Source organism: Streptomyces sp. NPDC021020 (assembly GCF_044333285.1).
Taxonomy (GTDB): domain Bacteria; phylum Actinomycetota; class Actinomycetes; order Streptomycetales; family Streptomycetaceae; genus Actinacidiphila.
Window position 1 is genome coordinate 634,766 of the sequence record NZ_JBIRQQ010000002.1, and the last position, 23,558, is coordinate 658,323.

The following is a 23,558-nucleotide window of genomic DNA, read 5'->3' on the forward strand; positions in this document are numbered from 1 at the left end:
GCGGAGCCGATGACAGTACGAGCGGCCGAGCCCGTACACCCGGTCCAGCTGCTCGACCGGCTCTACCGGCTCGACCGGCAAATGCGGTGCGGGCATCGTGCGGGGCAGGCGGTTGCGGCCGGCGTTGTCCGTGGTGAGAGCATGCGCGTCATGCGCTCGTGGGATTCCCTGACCATTGCCGAGCAGACACTCATGCGGTCCGCCCTGTCGGATTACCCGCTGACCGGAGTGGTCCAGGATTACGGTGCGGCGCTGCGGTGGGCCGGTGCCGAGGGCGCTCCGGCGCCGCGCAGCTATACCGACGACGAGCAGCGGGCCGTCGTTCCGGGGCTGGCTGCGGCCGCTCTCGACCTCGCGGAACGGGGGCTGCTGGCCGTCCGCGAGGGGGAGAGGTACCGCCCCGCCGTTCCCCGCCCGGTGACCGGGCCTCAGCTGCGCCGGGTTCTCGCCGAACCGGCGAACTGGCTGTGGAGCACCCGGCCCGAGCGTCACCTCTTCCTTTCCGCCCCTGAGCCCGCGCGTGAGCACTGGTCCGGCGACGCATATCCGGTTGCCGACCCGGCGGGTCTTCCGACGTGGGGTGAACTGAGTGTCGAGGAGCGGGAGGTGCTGCTCTGCGCGGGGGACGCGGGCGCCATGCTCACGGGAGCGTTTGGTCTGTGGGAGGACCCGCCGGACGAGCTGGACGCGGCCCGGCGGCGTGCCTGGGTGGAACGGCAGATCGCGCCGCTGCTGCGCTTCGTCCGTGACGGCTGGATCGAGGTCCGTCACCACCCTGACGGCGACAGCGACACCTTCAGCGTGATCGGTGTCGACTCCCTCGGCACCGCCCTCGCCGATCCCGCCGTCCGCTACGAAGGCGACCGGTGGGGGATCGGCGTCGGCTGCGTCTTCACGCACACCGGCCTCGCGGTCCGGCGCGCCGCCCAGCGGCACCACGGCTGGGGCGCACCCCCGGAGCCCGACCACCGGTAGCCCGCGGCCCTCCGACGCTGGCCAAGGATCTCGAATCCATCAACTCGGTCTGGTCGAGCGAGGAATTCGCACTGCCTGCGATCCAGGGCTGATTGAAGGAGCGGCTGCAGGCCGAGCGAAAAAGCGCCGGGGCACAAGCCGGGAGGCTGCGTTGTCGAAACGGCCTATCCGTTGAAGCAGTCGTGGCGGTGGCGATCGGCGCCCTGTAACGCGCGAGCGTGGGCGCCGGTCAACGCCGCGGACAGACGGTGTTCGCCCCCCATTCATATGGCGACCGGTTCAATTCGGGTGAAAACATGGCTTCTCGATCGGGCAGGGGACTTATTTCGGGGAACGCTTCCGTGACGGAAATTAATTGGCATGACATTGTTTTTCCTTGGGCTTCGCGGCAGCCGTGACCAGGGTCGCGGGGGTCACCTGATGCGGTCGTTCGGTGGGGAAATACCAGTTGAGAGGGTGTCAGGACGGTTTCCCGCCGGGTGCCGCGCGCCGGCGGGCGCAGGGTGTCGTGCGTTCCTTCTCCGGTTGCCCGAACTTCAACTCAGGGTTGACACCGCCTCCGGGTGCCCTGAGCATGTTTCATGCGTTCGACGCGGGGGCTGATTGCGAACGGCGGCCGCCCTGTTCCGTAAGCGAATTTCGGACCCATTCACCGTGAGGATTCCGCTACCTGTGGGCACGTCGATGGACAATGATTCCTCTGCGGGCGGAGGCTGTACGGCAACCTCCGCCACGAAACTCGAACTTCTCGACGAGGGAAGCTGGGCCCTCATGATCGAGGAGAGCAATGTTCGAGCGCTGCAGCGGTATCACGGCTCCATGGCGGGACTGGACATCGACTACTACCTGTCCGTGGGAAGCCGTCGCTACTACAAGGGCTACTTCGAGCAGGAGGAGTTGAGCCGCGTCCGTCGTGGCATTGTCCGGTTCCTGGGCGACGACGCCGCCTTCGACCGGTGCGTGGCGGAGATCGGTGCCGTCATGCACCGCATGCGACGTGTGGGTGACGCCTTTGCCGGACGCGGGCCGGCGGAGCGGTTCCAGCTCTACTGCGACCTGCTGTGCGAATACATCGCCTATTACAACTCGGTGATAACGGACGCCTTCTACGCGGACGTCTTCGCTCTTGTCGACGCGGAGCTGCCGGAAGAGTCGCGTTTCGCGGTGAAGGGCATTCGCGACGCCCTGTTCGCCACCGACAACATCGACCTGCTGACCCACGCGCAGTCGGTCGACCTGCTGGCGATGTCCCGTCGGTACGTCGACGGGCAGGACGTGGCGCACGACGTCGCGGCATTCGTCGAGAGGTACCGGTCGACCACCGTGTCGTCCGGAAGCCCGGACGGGATCTCGGCCGACGAGGTCCGGGACCACCTCGGGCGGCAGACCCCGAGCAGCGTCCGGTCGGAGAACGCCTTCCTGGAGAATCTGCACTTCCGCTACCGGCACGCGCGGGAGTGGAGCGAGGGCACCTCGGCACTTCTGGGGCTCCGCCACGAGACCGAGGTCCTGGTGCGACGCGCCGCTGAACTCTCGTACCTGAAGATCAAGATGCGCGAGGAGTTCCAGGAGTTCAAGGTCACGGTCCGCAGGACCTTCCTGCGCGATCTCGTCGCCGACATCGGCAAGGGCGAGTTCGACCACATGCGGATCGACGAGATCGCGGACTTCATCCGCGACGGCTCGCGGGTCGACCCGGCCGAGCTCGGCCGGCGCAGGGAGACGACGGTGTTCGTGCTGGACGGGGAGGAGATCGCGTTCCTGGACGCCGTGCCGGACGGCGTCGAGATACGCGGCGGACCCGGTGCGTCGTGGCAGCAGCTCTCCGGCGACGTGCTCGTGGGCACCGGCACCAGGACGTACCGGGTCCGCAGGGTCGAGCAGGACGAGGCCGGGCTGACCGGTTTCGACCGCTTCGTCGACGAGGTGGGCAGCGCCGAGGACGTGGCCGTCGTCACCAACGTCCTCAGGCCCCACCTGGTGCCCAAGCTGAAGAGGTTCGGGGCCCTGATCACCCAGTACGGCGGCTACACCTCCCACGCCTCCGTGCTCTGCCGCGAGCTCGGGATCAACAGCATGATCAGTGTCGAGGGCCTGCTGGACGCTCTCGACACCGACGACCACATCGACGTGGACTTCGATCTCGGGACGATCGTGAGGTCGCAGGGGGGCACCGGCCCGGCGCCCACGCCGATACCCCGCTTCGTCGGCCTCGACGAGGAGCGGCACGCCGGCCCCGAGGACGTCGGCGCCAAGGCCGCGCGTCTCATGCGGATCAACCGGACCGCCACCGTCGCGAACGGCTTCGTGGCCACCAGCCGCGCGCTGAAGGACATCGACGACCCCGAGGTCCGGGAGGCGCTCCGGGCGAGGGTCGCGTCGCTGGACTGCGCCCGGCTGGTCATCCGCTCGTCGCACGAGAGCGAGGACGGCGCGGGCGGCTCCTACGCCGGGCTCTTCGAGAGCTACGTCGACGTGGACGCGCAGGACTGGAAGACCGTCCTGGAACTGGTCAAGGCGGTCCACTCCTCCCCGCGGGCGGCCCAGGTCCGCGAGTACGGCAGTCCCGAGGGGGACATGTCCGTCCTCGTCCAGGAGCAGATCTCCGCCGACGTGTCCGGGGTGGTCCTGTCCTCCTGCACGTTCGACGGGCTGGACTACCTGCTCGTCGAGTACGTCGCCGGAGACCTGTGGTTCCTGATGCAGGGCGACGTCACTCCGTTCAGTTCCTACATCAGCAAGGCGGACGTGCTGAAGGACGGCGCCGTCGTGCGCGCGTACCCGGCGATCGTGTCCGAGCCGCTCCGTGCCGCGTTCCGGAACCTGGCGAGGACCGCAACAGCGCTGGAACGCTTGTTCTCCGGCCGAGTACAGATCGAATGGGGTATGAGGGATGGCGAGCTGTACATCTTCCAGGTCAGGCCTTATTGATGCGCCGGGGGGCCCACGCCTCGCCGAGCCTGCCCCATGGCGCGTCCCCTGATGGACCTTGCCGCACTCGACCACATCGTGTGGTGCGACCTGGAGCTGGCGTTGCTGAAGATCCACTCGTCGGGTCCCTGGGACACGAAGATGATCAGCTCCGTCCCCGCCCCTGCCGGTGGGGACAGGGAGATCGTCAACGTGTTCGTGTGCGACGAGGACGACGAGATCTTCGACGATCCCCGCACCTACCGCGAGGACATGGTGTCGCGCGGCTCCTACCGCGGGCACCACTTCGGCCCGCCGGCCCGCTTCAAGGTCATCGACGGGCACAACCTCGCGCTGGCGCATCCCGACCCGGGAACGATCGTCTGGAGCCTGGTCGTCAAGTACGTCCTCACCGTCTTCTCCCTTCGCCGGGGGGTTCTGCACATCAAGGGAGCCGCGGTCGCCTCCGGCGGGAGGGCGCATCTGATCCTCGGCCGTGGCGGGAGCGGCAAGACCGAGATGGCGAGGGCCATGTGCCGGCAGGGGGCGCGCCTCCTCGGCAACACGCACCTGCTGGTCGACGGGGACTCCGTCTGCGGTGTCCGGTCGAACATCCGCGTACGGGAGGGCGGACGGGACGTCTACCTGCCGGCGGACCGCGGGCACGGTCCCGAGGCGGACGGCGGCTGGACGCCCATCGGGTCGGTGCTGTGGGTGAGGTACCGCACCGACGGACGGGCCGTGATCGCGCCCATGCCCCCCGACGTCGCCAAGGCCAACCTGCGCTTCTTCGCCGAATCGGTCGGCAACTGGGAGCTGAAGGAGGACGTCGCGGACCACTTCGGTGCGGACCCCCTCGACTTCGGAAGGGCGTTGAGCGCGGCGGACGCGCTGCTGGACGCCCTGTGCCGGCGGTTCGACGTCCGTTTCGCCCAGGTCGACGTCTTCTCGCAGGAAGGCGCGGAGGCGCTGGTCCCGCTCCTGCAGGCGGACTCCCGGGACCGTCCGTTCACCGCTACTGGAGGGCCAGGGAGCTGATGAGGAAGCCGACGTGGATCGTGTTCGAGGGCATCGACGGGAGCGGCAAGACGACGCAGGCCAAGCGGCTGAACGAGTACCTGACCGCGCACGGGTACCGGAGCCTGTACAAGCACGTGTTCGACAGCGAGGCGGGCTCGCTGCTGCGCACGCTCTTCATCGACAACAGCTTCAGCAACAAGGTCGAGATACTGGTCCTCAGCGCCGCCAGGCAGGCCCTGCTGGACGAGCTGTCCGAGCAGGTGGGCGACTACGACGTCCTGGTCGTCGACAGGTTCTTCCTGTCGATCCTGGCGATGCAGGGCAGGAGCGAGGACGACCGCCGGCTGATCAGCTACCTGCGCCGTACCATCTGCGGACCGCAGGACGCCCACTACATCCTCCATCTGCACACGCCTCCCGAGGACTGCCGGAAGCGGCTCGTACGGCGGACGGCCCAGGACCGCATCGAGGCCAAAGGCGTCGAATTCCACCGGGAGGTCTTCGACCGCTACCGGATGCTGCTCGCCGACGAGGAACGGGTCTTCGACATCGACGGCAGGGGAGACGTGGAGGACGTGCACAGGAGCGTCGTCCGCACCACGATGTCCCTGCTCGGCGCGGCGCCGACGCAACAGGTGTAGGCGCGTCGCCTGCACCCGTCCATCCGTACATGCTTTGCTCCGGGCGGCAGGACCCGCCAGGAGCCCGTCCCGAACGCCCGAACCACGGAACGACCACGAGGTAGCGACGTGAACACCCAGCCGACCAGCGACTCCCGCCTCATCGAGAACTGCCTGCGCGACGCGGAGTTCGTCGAACTTCCCGGCTACCGCCGCAACAAGGTCCGCGACACCTACCAACTGCCCGGCAGGCGGCGGCTGCTGATCGCGACCGATCGGCAGTCCGCCTTCGACCAGGTCCTGGGCGTGGTGCCCCACAAGGGACAGGTGCTGACCCAGACCGCGCGCTACTGGTTCGACGAGACCGCGGACATCTGCCCGAACCACGTCCTGTCCTACCCGGACCCCAATGTCGTCCTGGCCAAGGACCTGGACATGCTCCCGCTCGAAATCGTGGTGCGCTCGTACCTGACGGGCTCGACCAACACCAGCCTGTGGCCGAGCTACGAGAAGGGCGAACGGGTCCTCTACGGCCATACGTTCCCCGACGGGATGGTCAAGAACCAGCGGCTGGACCGGCCGATCATCACGCCCACCACGAAGCCGCTCGACGGCGGGCACGACGAACCCGTCACGGAGGCGGAGATCCTCCGCGACCGTCCCGTCACGCCCGCGCAGTGGGAAGCGCTCTGCTCGGTGAGCCTCGCGCTCTTCGCGCGAGGCCAACAGGTGGCCGCCGAGAAGGGGTTGATCCTGGTGGACACCAAGTACGAGTTCGGCGTGGACCAGGACGGCACCCTCGTGGTCGCCGACGAGATCCACACACCCGACTCCAGCCGCTTCTGGCTGGCCGGCAGCTACGACGACCGGTTCGCCGCGGGGGAGGAACCGGAAAGCCTCGACAAGGAATTCCTGCGTCTGTGGGTCACACGTCGCTGCGACCCCTACCGGGAGCCGATCCCCGACATCCCGGCCGAGACGCTGATCGAGTTCAGCAACAAGTACGTCAACCTGTTCGAGCAGGTCACCGGCCTGGCGTTCCGGGCCCCGGAGGCCGGGACCCCGGTGCGCGAGCGGATCCGGCGCGCGCTGGCGACCGAGCTGCCCGAGTTCTTCTGACCGCGGCGCGACCGCCGGGACGGGCCGCGGTCACCAGCGGATCACCGTGGCCCTGCCCTCGCTCCGCTCGTCCCTGTCGAGGTCGAAGAGGCGGTCCACGAAGGGCGCCTCCCAGCGCGACTTCTGGTTGTCCAGCTCGCCGTACTCGCTCAGATAGCCGAGGTCCCCGGCCGGTGCCGTCCGGTCGAGCAGTGCGCGCGGCACGCTCTCCGGGAAGAGGCGGTGCGCGTACCACAGGGCGAAGAAGACCTCGTGCCGCAGGTCCAGCCTGTCGACGGCGGCGGCCAGCGCGTCCGGGTCGGGCCGCAGCGGAGAGGGGCGGCTCACCAGCATGGCGATGTCGAGGAACCACGACAGCCTGAGGTCCTTGCCCATCGTGATCGAGGTCAGGGTCGTGGCTTCCCGGAAGAGGTGCACGGCGACGTCCAGAAAGAAGTGCTCGGGGGAGGACGTGGGGCCGGTCCCGCCGGGAGCTCCGGCCCCGAACCACTCGTCCATCGGGAGGCGTTTGCCGGCCGACGGTTCGAGCAGGTCGAAGCGCAGCTCGACCCGGAGGCGGCCCAGGACGGTGTCGGGCGCCGGCCGGTAGAAGGCCGCCATGGAGGAGGCGTGGATGCCCCAGAAGAGCTGGGCCTCGCGGCTCAACGGCGCAACGGTCCGGTATCCCGGCGCGGGCCGGCCCTGGCTGTAGCCGAGCGAGGTCATGACGTCCACCGCGGCAGCGCGGTCCTCGCGCCGGATGAGCAGGTCGATGTCGGAGAGTTCCCGCACACCGATGTCGCGGTAGACGCTCTGGAGCATCGCCGCACCCTTGCGGACGCGGACGTCGACCCCGGCCTGGGCGAAGGCGTCCACGAGCACCACGAGTTCGTCGAGGTAGACGCGGTTGGCGATCCGGTTGCTCCTGAATCCGGCGCGCAGCAGGTTGCGGGCGTTCTCGGGGAACGACGAGGGCTGCTGCAGGGCGAAATACCCGCAGAGGCTGGCGACGCGATGCCCGGACGCCAAGAGGCAGGCGCGCGCCCATTGCCGGGACGTCAGCCGGCCGGCGAGCGCGATGTGCTGCCCGGCCGGGTGCAGCAGCTCCTTGCACGTAGCGAGGAGAAACGCCGCGGCAGGGTCGGTCCTTTCGAGTTCGGCGACATCCACCGGCGACTCCTCGTCGGCCAGGGGACTGCGGTCCGGGTGGTGGTTCACTCCAGGTCCCTTCGCATGGGGTCGAGTTCAGACGTGCACGCCCGCGCGGCGCAGAGCCTCGGTGACCTGGGCGTCCGGGTCCCGGGCGAGGACGACCAGCAGGGACTCCAGCGCGCGGAGGAATTCCACCGGTCCGGTCCCGCCGAAGAAGCGGCCGTCCAGATGCGCCGAGACATCCGCCGCGTCCGACATGTCGTGCACGGCCAGCAGGAATTTGGAGTCCTTGTCCGGGAGTACGTCCGTGTCGGTGCGGAAACGTGTCGTGCCGTCGCAGCACGCCTGCCCGTCCGCGTCGCCGTGACGGAAATCCCGGTACTTGAACCGGTTGTCGTTGAAGAACAGATACTGCTTGGTGTCCGCACCGCGCTCGCGCATGATCTTCTCCAGCGCCTCCTCCTGGACGACGGGGTCGCACTGGCTGTAGCGCCCGGCGAGCAGGAAGGCACGGTGCGCGGCCCTGAGGTGCTCGGTGACCGTGCCGCCGCGGACGGGCACGCGGAAGAGGCCGTTGAGATTCACCGCGCCGACGGAGTGGCGGGCCTCGGGCCGGAAGCGCGTGGCGAACAGGACCCGGACGGCCACGTCGTCGACGTCGAGGCAGGAGGACAGCAGCAGGGAGGCAGCTGCGAGGACCGCGCACGAACTCGTCACGGGTTCCCGCCGGCAGATGTCGCGCACCGCGGCCGCCAGCACGTGCGAGTGGATGCGCCCGCGCGCGGGCCGGGCCTGCTCCTCGGCGGCGCCCGCGAAGACGGGCAGGGGCAGCCGGCGGAAGCTGTCGGCCCAGAAGTCCAGGGTCCTGCGGCCCAGCTCGCGGCCGTCCGCGGACTGCTCGAACTCCGCGCGCTCCAGCGGCTGCTGCGCCCGGCGGACCTCGGCCACGTACGGGTCGTCGGCGCCGCCGTCCAGGAGCGTCCGCACCAGGCGCCGGACGATCCGCAGGCTCCACCCGTCGACCGCGGCGTGCGAGATCACGCACAGGGCGCGCACCGGCCGCCCGCCGTCCATGACCAGGCCGACGGTGAGCGGCATGTCGCGGGTCACGTCGAAGACCGTCCGGCCCAGCTCCTCCCGCAGCGCCCGCGTGCACTGCTCCACGCCCTCCGGACCCGTCCGGGACACCCGGACGGGTATCTCCCCCGTGCCGTGCACCACCTGTTCCGCCGGGGCGTCCCCGGCCGGCTGCCGGTAGGTGGTGCGCAGGGTCTGGCAGCAGTCGACGAGCCGGGTGAAGGCGCCGAGCACGTCCGCGGCAGCGCGGTTCCCGGGGATCTCCCACGTCAGTGACAGGTTGCGGGCGTGGGAGTGGTCGCCCTCCCAGCGGAGCACGGAGAGGATGGCGTGCTGGGGCCAGGAGATCGGGCCGCGGCGCTCGCACATCCCGGAGAAGCGCAGCGGTTCGGTGGAGGTCTGGGGCATCGCGTCCTCGGCGTTCCGGTCGTTGTCAGGACAGGGCGACGGTGATCGTCTTGGGCCGCTGGTACTCACCGAGCGCAAGGACGCTGAGGTCGGTGCCGTGGCCGGACTGCTTGCGGCCGCCGTGCGGGAGTTCCGGGGTCTGTTCGAGGTGGCAGTTGATCCAGACCTCACCGGCGTCCAGCTCCCGGGCCAGCCCGAGCCCGCGCGCCGCGGACGTGCTCCAGACGCTGGCCGCGAGGGCCTGCGCGGAGCTGTTGGCCATCCGTACGGCCTCCTCCTCGCCGGCGGCGGACTGCACGGTGAGCGCGGGGCCGAAGACCTCCTCGGTGACCGCGGCCGCGTCGGGGGGCAGGTCGGCCAGCACCAGGCCCGGACGCCAGTAGCCCTCCGACTCGTCCGGGCGGACGGCGGCGTCGGCGGTGCGAACGGTGCGCGCCCGGCTGGAGCTGATGATCCGGTCGTAGCGGGCCAGTTGGCCCGCGCTGTTCAGCGGGCCGAAATCCGTACCCGCGGTGCGCTGCCGCATGGCCTCGGCCAGCCGTTCCACCGTCTCGTCGTGGTTCTCGGCCAGGGTGATCACCCGGGCGGGCGCCGCACAGCTCTGCCCGGCGTTGTACGTGCACGCCTCGGCCAGCCGCCGGTAGGTGTCCTCCGGCGCGTCGGGCAGGACCAGCGCGGGGCAGTTCCCGCCCAGTTCGAGGCTGACCCGGCGGACCCCGGCCCGGGACAGCACGTCGGCGCCGGCGGTGTGGCTGCCGGTGAAGGCGATCGCGTCCACGTCCGCCTCGACCAGCAGCCGTCCGGTGGCCCGGTCGCCGGGCAGCGTCAGGAGGACGCCGGGCCCGAGCGTCCCGGCCGCGTCCTCGGCGGCGAGCAGGGCGCTGTCCGGAGTCGTCTCGGCGGGCTTGAGCACGACCGTGTTGCCCGCGGCGAGCGCCGGGGCGAAGCGCCAGGTCGCCATCATCAGGGGGTAGTTCCACGGGACGACGACCCCCACCACGCCGAGCGGCTCCCAGCGCACCCAGCTCTCCCGGCCGGGGACGAGGTGGCCGCCCGCGGGCGCGAGGCCGGCGCGTACGGCCCCGGCGTAGAAGCGGATCAGGTCGATGCACTGGCCCACCTCCCCGGTGACCTCCGCGAGCGGCTTGCCCGTGCCCGCCCGCTCGGCCGACACGTAGGCGTCCGCGCGCGCCTCGACGGCGTCGGCGAACCGCAGCAGGCGCCCGGACCGCTCCCGCGGGGTCAGCGCGGCCCAGGCGGGCCGGGCGTCGCGCGCGGCGCGTACCGCGGCGCGCACCGCACGGGCGTCAGCCGCGGGGGGACCCGGCCGAGGACGGCCGGTACGGGGGTCCGTGAGCGCGCCGTCGTACCGTCGGCCGGCGCTGCCGCCGCCGCGGGGATCGGGTGTCGTCACAGTCGGGCTCCGTTCGTCGTCTGGCGGTGGCGGGATCGGGGGGGGTGGTCCCGACGCGGGCCGGATCAGGTGTAGGCGGCCGCCTGGAGCCGGTAGAGGTCGGCGTACTGGCCCTGGGCGGACATCAGTTCCTCGTGGGTGCCGCGCTCGGTGACCTCGCCGTCGGACATGACGACGAGCTGGTCGGCCATGTGCAGGGTGGAGAAGCGGTGGGAGATGAGCACCGTGACCGTTCCGGCCCGCCGCCCCAGCTCGCGGGCGTGCTGCGCGACCCGGACGAACAGGTCGTGCTCGGCTTGCGGGTCGAGGGCGGAGGCGGGTTCGTCCAGGACCAGCAGCAGGGGGTCGCGGCGCATGAACGAGCGGGCCAGCGCGAGCTTCTGCCACTGGCCGTGGGAGAGGTCCGCGCCGTGCGCGCCGTTCTCCAACGAGGTCTCCAGCCCCCGGGCGGCCGTCGCCACGACACCGCCGGCCCCTGCCGTCTCCAGGGCCGAACGCACCGCGGCCGAGTCGTCGCGGCGGGGCAGGTCGCCCAGCCCGACGACCTCCCCCAGGGTGAGGCGGAACGTCGAGAAGTCCTGGAAGGCGGCGGAGTTCGCGGCGAACCACCGCGCCGGATCCATCAGCGCGACGGACTGCCCGTCCAGCAGGATCTCCCCCTCGGTGGGCTGGTAGAGGCCGAGGAGCAGCTTGATCAGCGTGCTCTTGCCCGCGCCGTTGAGTCCGACGACCCCGACGACGCTCCCCGCGGGCGCGCTGAAGCTGACACCGGACAGGGCCTGCCGTGCCGCGCCCCGGTAGCGGAAGCCGACGTCCCGCAGCCGCAGCCCCGTCCCGGCGGTCACGGGGACGGCGGCCTCGCCGTGTCCGAGGCTCGTGGCGTGCTCCTGCAGCCACAGGTACTCCTCGGCCACATGCCTGGCCTCGACGATCTCGCCGACGCCGCCCACGGTCTCCGAGACCTGGGTGCGCAGCCGCATCGACAGCGAGACGACGAGGACGACGTCGCCGAGGCTCGCCTCGCGGCGCAGCGCGAGGTGGACGACGGCCGCGAGGGTGCCCGCGAGCCCCGCCGAGTAGACGACCCAGCCCGCGGCCTGCCAGAGCGCCCCCTTCATACGGGCCCGGCGCTCCAGGCGCCGGTACTCCTCCCAGCGGAGGTAGGCCAGGTCGGACATCGCCGCCCCGCTGCCCGCGATCCACAGCTCCTTGGCGGAGGCGGGGGTGACGCACAGCGCGTGGAGCTGCTGCTCGTGCCGGAGCAGCGCCCCGGACTTCCGCAGCGCGCCGCGCACCCCCTGCTGGCCCCGCTCTCCCGACCACATCGGTGCCACCGCGAGTACGGCCAGGACCATCAGCCACGGTTCGATGGACGCCAGCAGGGCGACGGACAGGGCGAGGCTGAGCGCGGAGGCGGCGGCGTTGCCGACCGTCCAGCAGGACTTGGCGAGGTGGCGGCTCCCCTGCTGGAGCACGGTGATCCGGTCGAGGTACTCCGGGTCCTCCAGGTGGGTGATCGTGGGGATGGCGGCCACGGACTGCAGGATGTCGTCCGCCACCTGCACCGCGACGCGGTCGGACAGGTCGCCTTCGAGATGCGTCTGTACCCGGTGGCACACCGAGCGCACGAGGTGCCCCGCCGTGCCGAGGGCCGCCGCGGCGACGATGGCGACCGTGGTGTGGCTGCGCGACGCGTCGACCGCCCACCGCTGGCTCGTGGCCACGGCGTAGATCGACGCGGCGTAGGCCGCGGTGATCACCGCGATCAGGGCGACGGCCCGGCGGTCGACGGCCAGCGAGAGCCGGAGCATGTGCGCGAAGACCGAGCCCGTGCGCCGGGTCCGCCCGGGTTCGCGCCGGCGGCCGGCAGGCGTGTTCACGAGGCGGCCTCGCGGAGGTGGAAGCGCTCCGCCTGGAGCGCGAACAGGCGGGCGTACTCGCCCGCGTGCGCCATGAGTTCGCGGTGGTTGCCCTGCTCGGCCAGCCGGCCGTCGCGCAGCACCAGGATCCGGTCGGCGTGCCGGACCGTCGAGAGGCGGTGGGAGATCAGCAGCACGGTGGCACCCGGGAGGCTCGTGACGACCTGCTGGTAGAAGCGGGTCTCGGCGCGGACGTCGAGGTGTGCGGTGGGCTCGTCGAGGACGACGCAGGTACGGCCGTGGCCCAGCGCGTACACCGCGCGGGCGATGGCCAGTTGCTGCCACTGCCCGCCCGACAGGCCGTCCGCCCCGGTGCCGCCGGACCACAGCGACGATCCCAGCTCCCCTTCCCGGCCGGACAGCACGTCGGTCGCGCCGGCCAGGAGCAGGGCGTCGCGCAGCGCCTGCTCGTCCGCCGCCTGCTCGGGCGCCGACAGCCGGATGTTCTCGCCGACGGACAGCGGGTAGTGCACGAAATCCTGGAAGACGACCGCCAACCGCCGCCGCCACGCGGTGAGATCGACGTCGGCGAGATCCTGGCCGTCCAGCAGGATCCGCCCCGACGTGGGGCGGTACAGACCGCTCAGCAACTTGATCAGGGTGGTCTTGCCGACACCGTTCCCGCCGACGATCGCGGTCACCTCGCCTGCCCGTACCTCCAGGTCGAGGCCGTCGAGGATCCGGCGGTCCGACCCCGGGTAACCGAAGCAGACCCCGTCGAACCGGATTCCCGGCTGGGCGGTGCGCAGCGGCGCCCGGCCGTGCTCCGCCACCGACCACTGCCGGCCCTCCGCGGTCAGCCGCACGACCGCGTCGTAGCTCTTCACACCGCGTTCGATGTCGAACGCCTCCCTGCCGATGAAGCTGATGGCCAGAATCGCCCACGCCGCGACGAGGGACGACGCGAGCAGGGACACGGATATGGAGCCGGACGAGGCGGCGAGCGCGGGCAGCAGCATCCCGGTGAACGCCGAGGCCCCCGCCAGGACGAGCGCCCAGTGCTGGCCCCGCAGCACGCCGCGCAGTTCGGTCAGGTAGGTGTCGATCCACCGCTGCGCGTCCCGCGTGCGCAGGTCGCCGAAGTACCTGGCCAGCCCGTACAGGCGCACCTCCTTGGCGTCGCGGCTGCCGCTGAGCACCGAGGACCAGTAGCGGGTCCGGCGTTCGACGGGGGCCGCGGCGTCGGACACCGAGGCGAGGTGGAGCCACTGGCGGCGCAGCACCGCGCGGGTGGCCACCGCCGCGGCGAGGATCGCCACGGCCAGGAGCCAGGAGTACCGGGCCAGCACCAGGGCGGAGAAGACCGCCGACACCAGGCGGGCGAGCAGGCTCAGTTGTGCGGCGGCCGCCATGCCGGGGGAGCGCTCCCTGCCCTCGCTCGCCAGTCCGATGTCCGCCGCGCGCACCAGGTCGTCCTGGAACCGCGGGTCCTCGATGTGGGTGATCGTCTCGGGCCGCAGGGAGAGCCGGCGGACCCGCGCCCGGAGCCGCCCGTCGATCTGCTGGGAGACATCGTGTTCGAGGACCGACTTGACGGCGTCGAGGACGTGGCTGAGCAGCAGGGCCCCGCCGATCCCCAGCAGCGGGGCCAGTGCTGCGTCCATGCCCGGTCCGCTGCCGGCCGGGTGGCCCCCGGCGACTGCCTCGGACAGGACACCGGTGAGCCGGCCGGCGAAAAGTGCGATCAGCCCGGGGAGCACGGCATTGCAGACGAGAACCCCGACGAGGAATGCGACACTCGGTGCGCCGCACAGCCGGAGCAGCCGGACAAGACCCCATCGGGAGACCGCTGAATTCCACTGCCGGATGATGTAGTCGACGGTCCGAGACGACCGTCTTCTTTCGGCGGCGATGAGAAAACCCGCTTTCTCCTGGTCGTTTCATTCTGTTCTCGGGACCGGCCGGCGGCCATCAGAGGATGCCGAGCGAGGACGTCATGTGTCAATGCCTTGTTCGTCTGGTGTTAATCTTCTGGACCGGGTGGTATGTGTGGTTCGACCGATGTGGATGCTATGTCGTTCCTGCCGTCCCGCGGATTCCCCCGAGTTCGAAGGAATCTTCCTCACGGCGTGCTGAACTGCGGCTCTGTGTCCGGCTGGTGACCGGAATCTGTTGACGGGAGAGGATCTGACGGTCTTTCATTCCGGCACGAAACGGATTGATGGAAATTAATTGAGCTGACAGGAAATTTGCTGCGGGCGTCCCGCGATGTGGATCGGGCGTCGACATCCGGCTGCTCCGGTGTTTCTATGGTGCTCGTTGCACCGGTCGCTTCCTTCGGTGCGACCTTTCGCCGTGCCCGCGGGTGGGATCGCCCAGTCATTGCGACGGCTGATTCCCCTGACCTGCGTCGTCGCGTTTCCGTGTCCGGTTCGGAAGGAATGATCATGCGTGAATTCAGTGCGGAAGATCATCTGATCAATATCCCGGCAAGTCGCCGCGTACAGCTGCGCGACGGCCTGGGCGCCGACCTCGTCGGCGTGACCGGGCATCCCGGTCCCCGTGTCACCGGCTTCGGCGGGCAGGCGATCGGCGTGGACGAGATCACCATGCTGCCGGGCACCCGGTTCGACCTCCACGAGCACGAGGGCGACCACATGCTCTACGTCCTCGAAGGCCGCGGCGGGATCACCATCGGCGGCGAACTCCACGAACTGTCCTCCGGGGACGCCGTGTTCGTGCCGGCCGAGTGCCCGCACGGGGTCACCACGGTGGACGGCGCCTCGCACCCCTTCCGCTTCATCTCCTTCGGTGTGCCGCACCACCGCCTCGACGACGACGAGCGCATGCACCTGGTGACGGCCGAGCAGGACCACTCCCACTGACGGAGGAAGGCATCATGCAGCGGAGCATCGAGCAGGTCTCGGCAATGGTCGCCGACCTGGTCAGGCGTCTGGTCCCCGAGCAGTTCGACCTTCCTCCCCGCAACGGGGACTCCTGGGACGCGAGTTCGCTCAAGGACCTCGGCATCGACTCGCTCGTCCTGGTGCAGCTCGTCAACGAGACGGAGCAGGCGTTCGGCATCCGGATCGCGGACGACGACCTGTCCGCGGAGACCTTCGCCACCTTCGGCTCCGTGGTCGCCCTGGTGGCGCGCTACGGGAGCGGGGAGCCGCAGCCGGCCGCCGCCGCGGCCGCCCAGCCGGAGCCGAGCCCCGCCGCGGTCCCCCCGGCCGAGGAGCGGCCGGACCCCTGGGCCGCCGCGGGACCCGAGGGCGCGCTGCTGCTCTGCACCGCGAAAGTGGGCATGACCGCCGACGACGTCACACGAGCAGTGGGCCTGCTCGGCGCCCAGGAACCACCCCTGGACTGGGGCGTGTTCGTCGACCTGGCCACCCGCCACCGCGTCCTCGGCCTGGTCGCCCACAACATCGACCGGGAGCACCTCGGCCCGATAGGCCCGGTGCGGCGCTCCGTCCTGCGGGCGGCCTACCTCTACAACCTCGGACGGGCCCACTCCTGGGAGCGCGAACGGCGCCAGCTCCTGGCCTCCTTCAACGCCGACGGCCTGACACCGGTCGCACGCAAGGGCATGTACCTGGCCCCGTACGTCTACCCCGACGTCGCCATGCGGTACATGGAGGACACCGACATCTACGTCACCGGCGGCGACGTCGAGGGCCTCGGCCGCACCATGCGGCGCCTCGGCTACGCGCAGGGCAGCTACTCCCGCGACCGCAGGACCGTACAGGACGTGCCGCGGGACACCGAGCTGTTCTGGGCCCTCAACGTCGCCGCGCTGACCCCCTTCCAGCGCGCGACGAGCGACCCGTACATCGACTTCTTCTCCGTCGACGTCCGGCGCGACCTGATGGAGCCCGCCAGCGGCAAGAGCATCCCCGCCGAGGACTTCCTCGCCCGCGCCCGGCGCGTCCCGCTGGCCGGCGACACCGCGCTCGTCCCCAGCGACGAGGACGTCCTGCTCGACGTGGGCGTCCACCTCTTCCGCGAGGCGACGACGCTCAGCTCGATCCGGGCCGGCAAGGACCTGTGCCTCATCAGGTTCGTCGACATCGTCCAGTGGTACCGCCACACCCGCGACACCCTCGACCCCGACGCGCTCGTCGCCCTCGCCGAACGCTACGACGTGACCGCGGAGTTGTACTACAGCCTGCACTTCACCGACGAGCTGTACCCCGGTGTGCTCGCCCCGGAACTCCTGGACCGCCTGCGCCCGGACGACCTCGGCTACCTGGAGGAGTACGGGCGGCTGGACGGAAAACCCGCCACCTGGCCGGTCGGCTTCCGGCACCGGGTCTTCGACCGGAACCGCCTCCGGCACGTCTCGGAGCAGTCGGCCCTTCCCCGCCCCCAGGGCCAGTGGTAGCCGGCCCGGACGGCGCCGTTCCGCCGACGATCCACGGCGAACTCGCCGCCGCCGCACGGAGGTACGGCGACGCGGCGGGCGTGGTGCAGATCGCCCCGTCCGGCGCCGTCGTCTCCCGGATCGGCCTGCGGCAACTCGACCGGGCCGCCGCCGACCGGGCGGAGCGGCTGTCCCGCGAGATACCGGCCGCGAGCCGCCGCGTCGCGGTGAGCGTCACCAACAGCATCGCCTCCGTCGTCGACCTGCTGGCCGTCCTGCGGTACGGCGCCTCCGCGGTCGTCGTCGACGACGCGGACAGCGCCGAGCGGAAGGACGAGCAGACCGCGCTCCTGTGCGACGCCGTCCTCACCCGCGACCCCCACGGCAGCCAGGTCCGGCTGCCGGCCGCGGCCCGCCCGCTCCCCGGCACCGAGGAAAGCGGCCTCGTGGTCTTCACGACCGGGTCGACCGCCGCCTCCAAGCCGGTCGCGCAGAGCCACCGCGCCGTCCTGGCCAACGTCCACGCCACCATCCGGCACCACGGCATGCGGCCGGGCGAGACCATGGCGTGCGCGCTTCCCCTCTCGCACGTGAACGGACTGCACTTCGGGCTGCTCGCCACGCTGCTCAGCGGCGGGGTCTGCGTCCTGTTCGAGCGGTTCGACCCGCTGTCCTACCTGCGGGTCCTCGCCCGCACCCGCGCGAACCGCGCCACCACCGTGCCGAGCCTCCTGCACGCGCTGGCGGACATGCCCCGCTGGCCCGACCTCGACGACCTGCGCTACTTCGTCACCGCCGCCGCCCCGCTGCCCGTCGCCACGGCCCGGGCCGTCCACGCCCGCGGCGGACACCGCCTGGTCCAGGGGTACGGGCTGTCCGAGTGCATGAACTTCGCCACCACCATGCCGGTGGACCTGGCCGGGGCGGCGTACGAGGAACACGTGCTGCGGCGGCCGATACCGGCGGTGGGACATCAGCTCGGCAGCTGCGAGGTCGCCGTGCTGGCGGCGGACGGCACCCGCCTTCCCGCCGGGGAGGTGGGGGAGGTGGCCGTCCGCGGCGACTCCCTGATGTCCGGCTACATCGGCGACCCCGCCGCCACCGACGAAGCCGTCGGGAGCGGGTGGCTGCGCACCGGCGACCTGGGACGGCTGGAGGAGCGGCCCTCCTCCCACCCCTGGCTGACCCTGGTGGGACGGCAGAAGAACGTCGCCAAGTGCGGCGGCCTGTCCGTCTCGCTCGAAGAGCTGGACCGCTGGCTCGACCGGCTCGACGGGGTACGCGAGGCGTGCTGCGTCCGCGTCCCGGACGCACGCAGGGGCGACGCGGTCACCGCCTGCTACGTGCCGCAGCCGGCCGGCGCCGAGCCGGAGGACGTACGGCGCCACATCGCACGGCGCTTCGACCCCGGGGCGATCGGGCTCACCGTCCTGCGGCTGGAACGCCTGCCCCGCCTGCGCTCGGGAAAGATCGACCGGCGCGCACTCGGACAACGCTGACGAGGTGGACGGAGAACGCACCGTGACACAGGAACCCGCGCGCATCCGTGCCCTGCTGAAATCCTGGAAACCCCCCGGACGCAATGTACTGGAGGAATTCGGACAGCTGATCCGGGCCCGGGTCGTCCGCCATGAGGACACCTACGAGTACGAGACGAAAATGGAGGTGCGCGACGCGCTCCCGACCCCGGAGGAAAACCTCCGGCGCATCGTCGCGGCCGCCGGCTCCGCCCCCGGCTGCGCCTTCTTCCCGCTGGTGCACTCCTCGGTGATGACGCCGGAATACTGGACCGACGGGGACGTCGAATTCTCCAACTTCCGCTACGAGGACCGGGCCCTGCAGAAAATCAAGGTGCACGGCGTCCTGGACGTGGGTTCGCCGGTACGCGTCATGAAGTCGCGCGAGGAATTCGCGTACGATCCCGTCACCATGGCCCGCAACACGGTGGGCCTGCAGCGGGTGGGGAAGCTGTGCAAGCGGCGGAGCAAGACATGGATCCACCACTTCCCGTCCGGTACGGTCCACTCCCTTGCCGTGACCTGCTGCACCGCCGGGGAATCCCGCCAGGACCAGGCGGAGATCGAATACGCCGGCCACGTCCTGCCGCTGGGCAGCGGTATTGCGCCGGCCGGCGAGGAGGACATCGTCGCCGCGCTCGTCGCCGTCACCGAAGAGGTCGCGGCGGCGAATCCGGACACGCTCGCCCCGCACACGCAGACGAAACTCGCCTTCCTCCGCGCCGCACTGGGCTCCACTACCCCGTAGGACAACAAAAGGAAGAGGTGTTGGCACCCATGACGGCCATCTATGTCTCCGGTCCGCACGGTGGCGGAAAGACCACGCTCATCGAGCGGCTGGTACGCGACCGCCCCGACTTCAGCGCTCTGTCCTTCGACATCGACTTCCTCAGGGATTTCACCAGTTTCAAGGGCCTCCAGCACTGGGAGCGCTGCCTGGTGCGCCTGTACCACCGCTCCTACCTGACGACCCTGGCCGATTCCCGGGCGACCGCGGACCCCGGTACCCACCTTCTCGTCAGCCGCGGTATCCGGGACTCGGAGGCGTACATCCGGGCGTACACGAAGCTCGGCTGGATCACCCCCGAGCAGTTCCGGGACCTCGATTTCGTGCTGCGGAACCAGGCGCACCCGGTGCCGACCGTGCTCCTCGTCCCCCCGCTCGACACCGTCGTCACGCGCCTTCGGGGCAGGACCCGCGCCGGCGTCCGGGAGGAGCGCGACAGGGTCTTCCGGCACGAGGACACCGACGAGTTCACCCGCCTGCTGTGGGAGGAGTTCGCCGCGATGGAGGGGCGGGACGACGTCCTCGTCCTGCGCGACAACGACCCGGGCGCGATCGAGCAGATCCGCGGCTGGGCGTCCACGCTGTGAGCGCCCTCGACCCCGCGGACGCCCCGGCACTCGAACGGGCGGCGCTGCGGGCGTCCCGCCTCGACTCGCCCTACGCGCTCCAGCGGTACGTGCACGAGGCCAAGTTCCGTCACCTGCTGCGTCTCCTGGAGCCCGGCGAGACCCTGCTGGAGGTCGGCAGGGGAGGCTCGGTGGACGGGGTGTTCGCCGTCCTCGCGGCCGTGCGGGGGCACCGCGTCGCCATCAGCGTGCCCGACGACGACCACGCGCGGGCGCTGCGCGCCTACGCCCACGAGCGCGGCGTCGCCGGGCGCACGACGGTGGTCACCGGCGCCCCCGACGCGCTGCCGCTGCCCGCGCGGTCCTTCGACGTCGTCGCCAGCCTGCACGTACTGGAGCACGTGCGCGACCCCGCCGCCGTCGTCGCGGAGATCTGCCGGCTCACCCGCGACCGCGGCATCGTCGCGCTCCCGACCTGCCTCAACGCCGCGGCCGTCTGCCGCCTCGGCGGCGGCAACCCCTACCGGCCGGGCCGCGACTCGGCCCGCACCTTCCTGCGCGGCAGCCTCAAGCTGCTGTCCGCGCTGGTCAGACGCGCCGACGGCCTCGCGGAGACGCAGATCCAGGACGGCGTGCCGTGGCGGCACGAATGGCTCTTCCCCTGGGCCATGAAACGGCGGCTCACCGGCTACGGCACGGAGATACGGCACTTCGGCGCCGACGCGCTCTGCATCCCGTGGAGCGCGTCGCTGATACCGGTGATGCGCCTGCTCGACCGGCTGAACGCGGCACCCGTCGCGAACCTGTTCGGCATGGGCAGCCACGCCGTCATCAGCGAGAAACGGCGGAAAGCAACCAGCGAGGAGCAGCAATGAACTGGCGCCAATTCGTCACCTCCCTGGCCACCGAGGTCGACTGGCGGGACGGGGACTATCTCGGATCCCAGGCCGGCACGGTGGAGCGGATCCTCCGGGAAGCCGCCGCGCAGCCCGACCTGCTGCGCGAGCGCACCGAGGAGATCGTGGCCGACGACGCGCTCTACCGGAGCCTCTCGCCGTATTTCGCCTATCCGCGGGTCCTCATGGACAAGTTCGTGCTCCACGTCGACCCGGAGGACAGATTCCGGGTGCGTATGCACCGCTTCTGGCCGAGAAAATGGAGCGGAAACGCGACCGAGAAGGTCCACTACCACAAATGGAACATGAGCACGGTGATCCTCTCCGGCAGCTACCGGGAACGGCGGTTCGACGTGCTCGACCTCGACGAGGAAAACAGGCGGGCGGAAGTGCGGGTCAGCCACGAGCAGACCTTTGCCGCGGGCATGACGAACTCTCTCGCCTATCGGAAGCCGCACCAGGTCATCATGGACAGCGAATTCGATCCGTGTATCACACTCTTTGTGCGCGGGCCCTCCCTCCAGCCGACCGCGCGCATTTTCGACACCGAGCGGGGAACATTCTATGACACTTCCTCGCCGGACCCCCAGAACAAGGAGGGCCTGTTGCACATGGGGCGGCTGGAAGGTATCTTTCACCCGTTCCTGCCTGGTGCGGAACCTGCAACCCCGCGACATCGATGACAGAGGCCGGCTTATATGAGCAGCGATCTCCTGGTGAAAGACCTCGCTTCCAACGTGTATCCCGGGCGCGGGGTCGGCTGGGTGAACACCCTCCAGGACGGACTGGTGGGATTCTATTTCGCCACCGGCCGGAGCGCGGAATCCCGGGCGAGGTCCCTCACCGTGACCGGTGACGAGACGCTGGAGATGATCGCCACGAAATTCTCGCACGACCCGCTGCGCCACTACCCGGCCGCGCGCGGGGCCGGGAAATGGGTCGTCGTGGGGAACGGCGACCACGTGGACGAGGTGCTGGAGCGGATCCAGGCGGGAGCGTCTCCCGTGGAGGCGTTCCTCCCCGTCGGGTACGAGCCGGACCCGCCGCTGTGCACCGCCCGGATCACCACGGTCGTGCACCGGGACGAGACCTCCCGGCTGTTCTTCAGCTCCGCCCGCAAGCCCGCGGGCGAGCGGACCGCCGCGGACGTCAGCAGCCTGCTCGTACAGGAACTCGCCGCCGGCGAGGCGGTCTGGACGACCACCTACCGCTCCGACGGAACGACCTTCGGCCCGACCCCGGAGCCGGTCCTCGCCACCACGGCCGCGACCACCCGCGACGAGGTCCTCGACACGGTCTGGGAAAGTCTCGACCCGAAGTACCGCGTGGCCGTCGCCGCCTACGACCCCCTCCGCCCCCTGAGCCACGCCGCCCTGCGCTGCGAGAACGCCTGACGAGGGCACCGCGAGGGGGCTCCCGCCGCCCGGCGCGTGATGTGCTTGGCGCACCGATGAGTTGTGCGCCTCTCCGCAGTCGGTACCGCTGGATCCACCGGCACGGGTGGGCCCGTGCCGGGAGCGTTCCGGCGCGGGAGGGAGCGCAGGGAGGCACGTGATGGGCGTCGACGACTCGGGGCGGGAGCGCACGGTCGGGACGGGGGAGCGGGGGAGGGGCCCCGGGGTGCTGGTGGCGGGGGCGAGCATCGCGGGGCCGGCGCTGGCCCACTGGCTGCGGCGGTGGGGGGCCGAGGTGACCGTGGTGGAGCGGGCTCCCGAACTGCGCCCCGGGGGGCAGGCGGTGGACGCCCGCGGGGTCGCCAGGGAGGTCATCAGGCGTATGGGGCTGGACGCGACGGTCCGCGCGGCGTGCACCGACACCGCGGGCGCGCACACCGTGGACGCGGACGGGCGGGTGCTGGAGACCTTCCGCGCGGACGACGACGGCGGCGACGGCTTCGTCGCGGACATCGAGATCCTGCGCGGGGACCTGTCCCGGCTGCTCCACGACGACACCCGCGACGGCGTCGAGTACGTCTTCGGCGACCGGATCGCCGGGCTCACCCAGGACGCGGCCGGGGTCGACGTGGTCTTCGCCGGCGGCGACCGGCGGCGCTTCGACCTGGTCGTCGGGGCCGACGGTCTGCACTCGCCGCTGCGCGCGCTGGTCTTCGGGCCGCACGAGCGGTTCCTGCGCCACCTCGGGCATGTACTGGCCTTCTACAGCGTGCCCAACGAATTCGGGCTGGACCGCTGGCTGCTGGAGCTCCAGGACCGGGAGTCCGGGCGCTCCGCCCTGCTGCGACCCGTCCAGGACGCCACCCGGGCGATGTCCATGTTCTCCTTCCCCGCGGCCGGCTTCGACGTCGACCACCGGGACGTCGCGGCCCAGAAGCGCCTGCTGCGCGAGCGGATGGCGGGCCTGGGCTGGCTGGTCCCGGACATCCTCGCGCACCTGGACGACACCCCGGACTTCTACCTCGACCAGGTCGCCCAGGTCGTGATGGACCGCTGGTCGAGCGGACGGGTCGGGCTGCTCGGGGACGCGGCGTTCAGCTCCTCGCCGATGTCAGGGCAGGGCACCGGGCTGGCGCTGGTCGGCGCCTACGTGCTGGCCGGGGAGCTGGCCGCCGCCGGATGGGACCCCGGCACCGGCTTCGCGCGCTACGAGGCGCGGATGCGCGCGTTCGTCGAGGCCAACCAGGAGATCGGGCGGCTGAACGCCCGCAGCCGCGACGTCCCCGGGCCGGACACCGAGCCGCCTCCGGACTTCACCGGCGAGTGGTTCACCGAACTGGTCGGCCGCGCGATCAACGGCGTCGAGCTGCCCGACTACACGGGGGTGCCGCACGCCGCGGCCCCGGCCGGACCGCCGACCGTCTCGCCGACCGGGCCGTAGCGCCGGTCCTCACCGGTACGGGGGCGGTACGGGGTACGCCCCCGGTCCGCGGCTGCCG

Annotated in this window: 19 protein-coding genes; 14 read left to right on the top strand and 5 right to left on the bottom strand. The window is 71.0% G+C overall.

Annotation, left to right across the window (positions count from 1 at the left end; translation table 11 throughout):
- Window positions 1-150 precede the first annotated feature (150 nt).
- The 5 genes from ACH4SL_RS07145 (at window position 151) to ACH4SL_RS07165 (ending at window position 6,644) form a co-directional block, all read left to right on the top strand.
- Complete coding sequence (locus tag ACH4SL_RS07145; protein WP_398442405.1) at window positions 151-975, top strand: hypothetical protein; 825 nt, start codon at window positions 151-153, stop codon at window positions 973-975.
- Between the two features lie 819 nt (window positions 976-1,794).
- Window positions 1,795-3,906 carry a PEP/pyruvate-binding domain-containing protein gene (locus ACH4SL_RS07150; RefSeq protein ID WP_398442406.1) on the top strand — a complete coding sequence of 704 codons (2,112 nt, stop codon included), beginning with the start codon at window positions 1,795-1,797 and terminating at the stop codon, window positions 3,904-3,906.
- Window positions 3,907-3,942: 36 nt separating this feature from the next.
- A complete protein-coding gene (locus ACH4SL_RS07155) occupies window positions 3,943-4,923 on the top strand; it encodes a hypothetical protein (RefSeq protein ID WP_398442407.1) in 981 nt (326 codons plus the stop codon).
- Complete coding sequence (gene tmk / locus ACH4SL_RS07160; protein WP_398442408.1) at window positions 4,923-5,546, top strand: dTMP kinase; 624 nt, start codon at window positions 4,923-4,925, stop codon at window positions 5,544-5,546. Before ACH4SL_RS07155 ends, tmk begins: the two co-directional genes overlap by 1 nt.
- A 108-nt stretch (window positions 5,547-5,654) precedes the next feature.
- Entirely contained in the window at window positions 5,655-6,644 is a 990-nt protein-coding gene (locus ACH4SL_RS07165) for a phosphoribosylaminoimidazolesuccinocarboxamide synthase (protein WP_398442409.1), read from the top strand.
- Window positions 6,645-6,674: 30 nt separating this feature from the next.
- Here the strand turns inward: ACH4SL_RS07165 and ACH4SL_RS07170 are convergent, their stop codons facing one another.
- The 5 genes from ACH4SL_RS07170 to ACH4SL_RS07190 all read right to left on the bottom strand — a co-directional run bounded on the left by ACH4SL_RS07170 (window position 6,675) and on the right by ACH4SL_RS07190 (window position 14,197).
- Window positions 6,675-7,841, bottom strand: coding sequence for a nucleotidyltransferase family protein (locus ACH4SL_RS07170; protein WP_398442410.1), 1,167 nt, complete (start codon window positions 7,839-7,841; stop codon window positions 6,675-6,677).
- Between the two features lie 27 nt (window positions 7,842-7,868).
- A complete protein-coding gene (locus ACH4SL_RS07175; protein ID WP_398442411.1) occupies window positions 7,869-9,260 on the bottom strand; it encodes a condensation domain-containing protein in 1,392 nt (463 codons plus the stop codon).
- 25 nt (window positions 9,261-9,285) lie between these two features.
- Window positions 9,286-10,674 (bottom strand): aldehyde dehydrogenase family protein, encoded by a 1,389-nt coding sequence (locus tag ACH4SL_RS07180; RefSeq protein WP_398442412.1) that lies wholly within the window; start codon window positions 10,672-10,674, stop codon window positions 9,286-9,288.
- A 65-nt stretch (window positions 10,675-10,739) separates the two neighbouring features.
- Window positions 10,740-12,554 (bottom strand): ATP-binding cassette domain-containing protein, encoded by a 1,815-nt coding sequence (locus ACH4SL_RS07185; protein ID WP_398442413.1) that lies wholly within the window; start codon window positions 12,552-12,554, stop codon window positions 10,740-10,742.
- Complete coding sequence (locus ACH4SL_RS07190; protein WP_398442414.1) at window positions 12,551-14,197, bottom strand: ABC transporter ATP-binding protein; 1,647 nt, start codon at window positions 14,195-14,197, stop codon at window positions 12,551-12,553. Before ACH4SL_RS07190 ends, ACH4SL_RS07185 begins: the two co-directional genes overlap by 4 nt.
- A gap of 783 nt (window positions 14,198-14,980) precedes the next feature.
- Between ACH4SL_RS07190 and ACH4SL_RS07195 the strand changes: the two genes are divergently transcribed.
- The 9 genes from ACH4SL_RS07195 (at window position 14,981) to ACH4SL_RS07235 (ending at window position 23,500) form a co-directional block, all read left to right on the top strand.
- A complete protein-coding gene (locus ACH4SL_RS07195) occupies window positions 14,981-15,418 on the top strand; it encodes a cupin domain-containing protein (protein ID WP_398442415.1) in 438 nt (145 codons plus the stop codon).
- Window positions 15,419-15,432: 14 nt separating this feature from the next.
- Entirely contained in the window at window positions 15,433-16,920 is a 1,488-nt protein-coding gene (locus ACH4SL_RS07200) for a nucleotidyltransferase family protein (protein WP_398442416.1), read from the top strand.
- The gene (locus tag ACH4SL_RS07205) at window positions 16,914-18,398 is read left to right on the top strand and encodes a class I adenylate-forming enzyme family protein (protein WP_398442417.1); all 1,485 of its coding nucleotides are present in this window, start codon (window positions 16,914-16,916) and stop codon (window positions 18,396-18,398) included. Before ACH4SL_RS07200 ends, ACH4SL_RS07205 begins: the two co-directional genes overlap by 7 nt.
- Before the next feature lie 22 nt (window positions 18,399-18,420).
- A complete protein-coding gene (locus ACH4SL_RS07210; protein ID WP_398442418.1) occupies window positions 18,421-19,164 on the top strand; it encodes a hypothetical protein in 744 nt (247 codons plus the stop codon).
- Window positions 19,165-19,193: 29 nt separating this feature from the next.
- Window positions 19,194-19,790: an AAA family ATPase gene (locus ACH4SL_RS07215; RefSeq protein ID WP_398442419.1), complete on the top strand. Its 597-nt coding sequence runs from the start codon at window positions 19,194-19,196 to the stop codon at window positions 19,788-19,790.
- Entirely contained in the window at window positions 19,787-20,644 is an 858-nt protein-coding gene (locus tag ACH4SL_RS07220; protein ID WP_398442420.1) for a class I SAM-dependent methyltransferase, read from the top strand. Before ACH4SL_RS07215 ends, ACH4SL_RS07220 begins: the two co-directional genes overlap by 4 nt.
- Complete coding sequence (locus ACH4SL_RS07225) at window positions 20,641-21,348, top strand: hypothetical protein (protein WP_398442421.1); 708 nt, start codon at window positions 20,641-20,643, stop codon at window positions 21,346-21,348. The genes ACH4SL_RS07220 and ACH4SL_RS07225 overlap by 4 nt, the downstream gene beginning before the upstream one ends.
- A 15-nt stretch (window positions 21,349-21,363) precedes the next feature.
- On the top strand, window positions 21,364-22,059 hold the full coding sequence (locus ACH4SL_RS07230) for an IMP cyclohydrolase (RefSeq protein WP_398442422.1): 696 nt from the start codon (window positions 21,364-21,366) through the stop codon (window positions 22,057-22,059).
- A gap of 160 nt (window positions 22,060-22,219) precedes the next feature.
- Entirely contained in the window at window positions 22,220-23,500 is a 1,281-nt protein-coding gene (locus ACH4SL_RS07235; protein ID WP_398442423.1) for an FAD-dependent monooxygenase, read from the top strand.
- The last annotated feature ends 58 nt before the right edge of the window (window positions 23,501-23,558 follow it).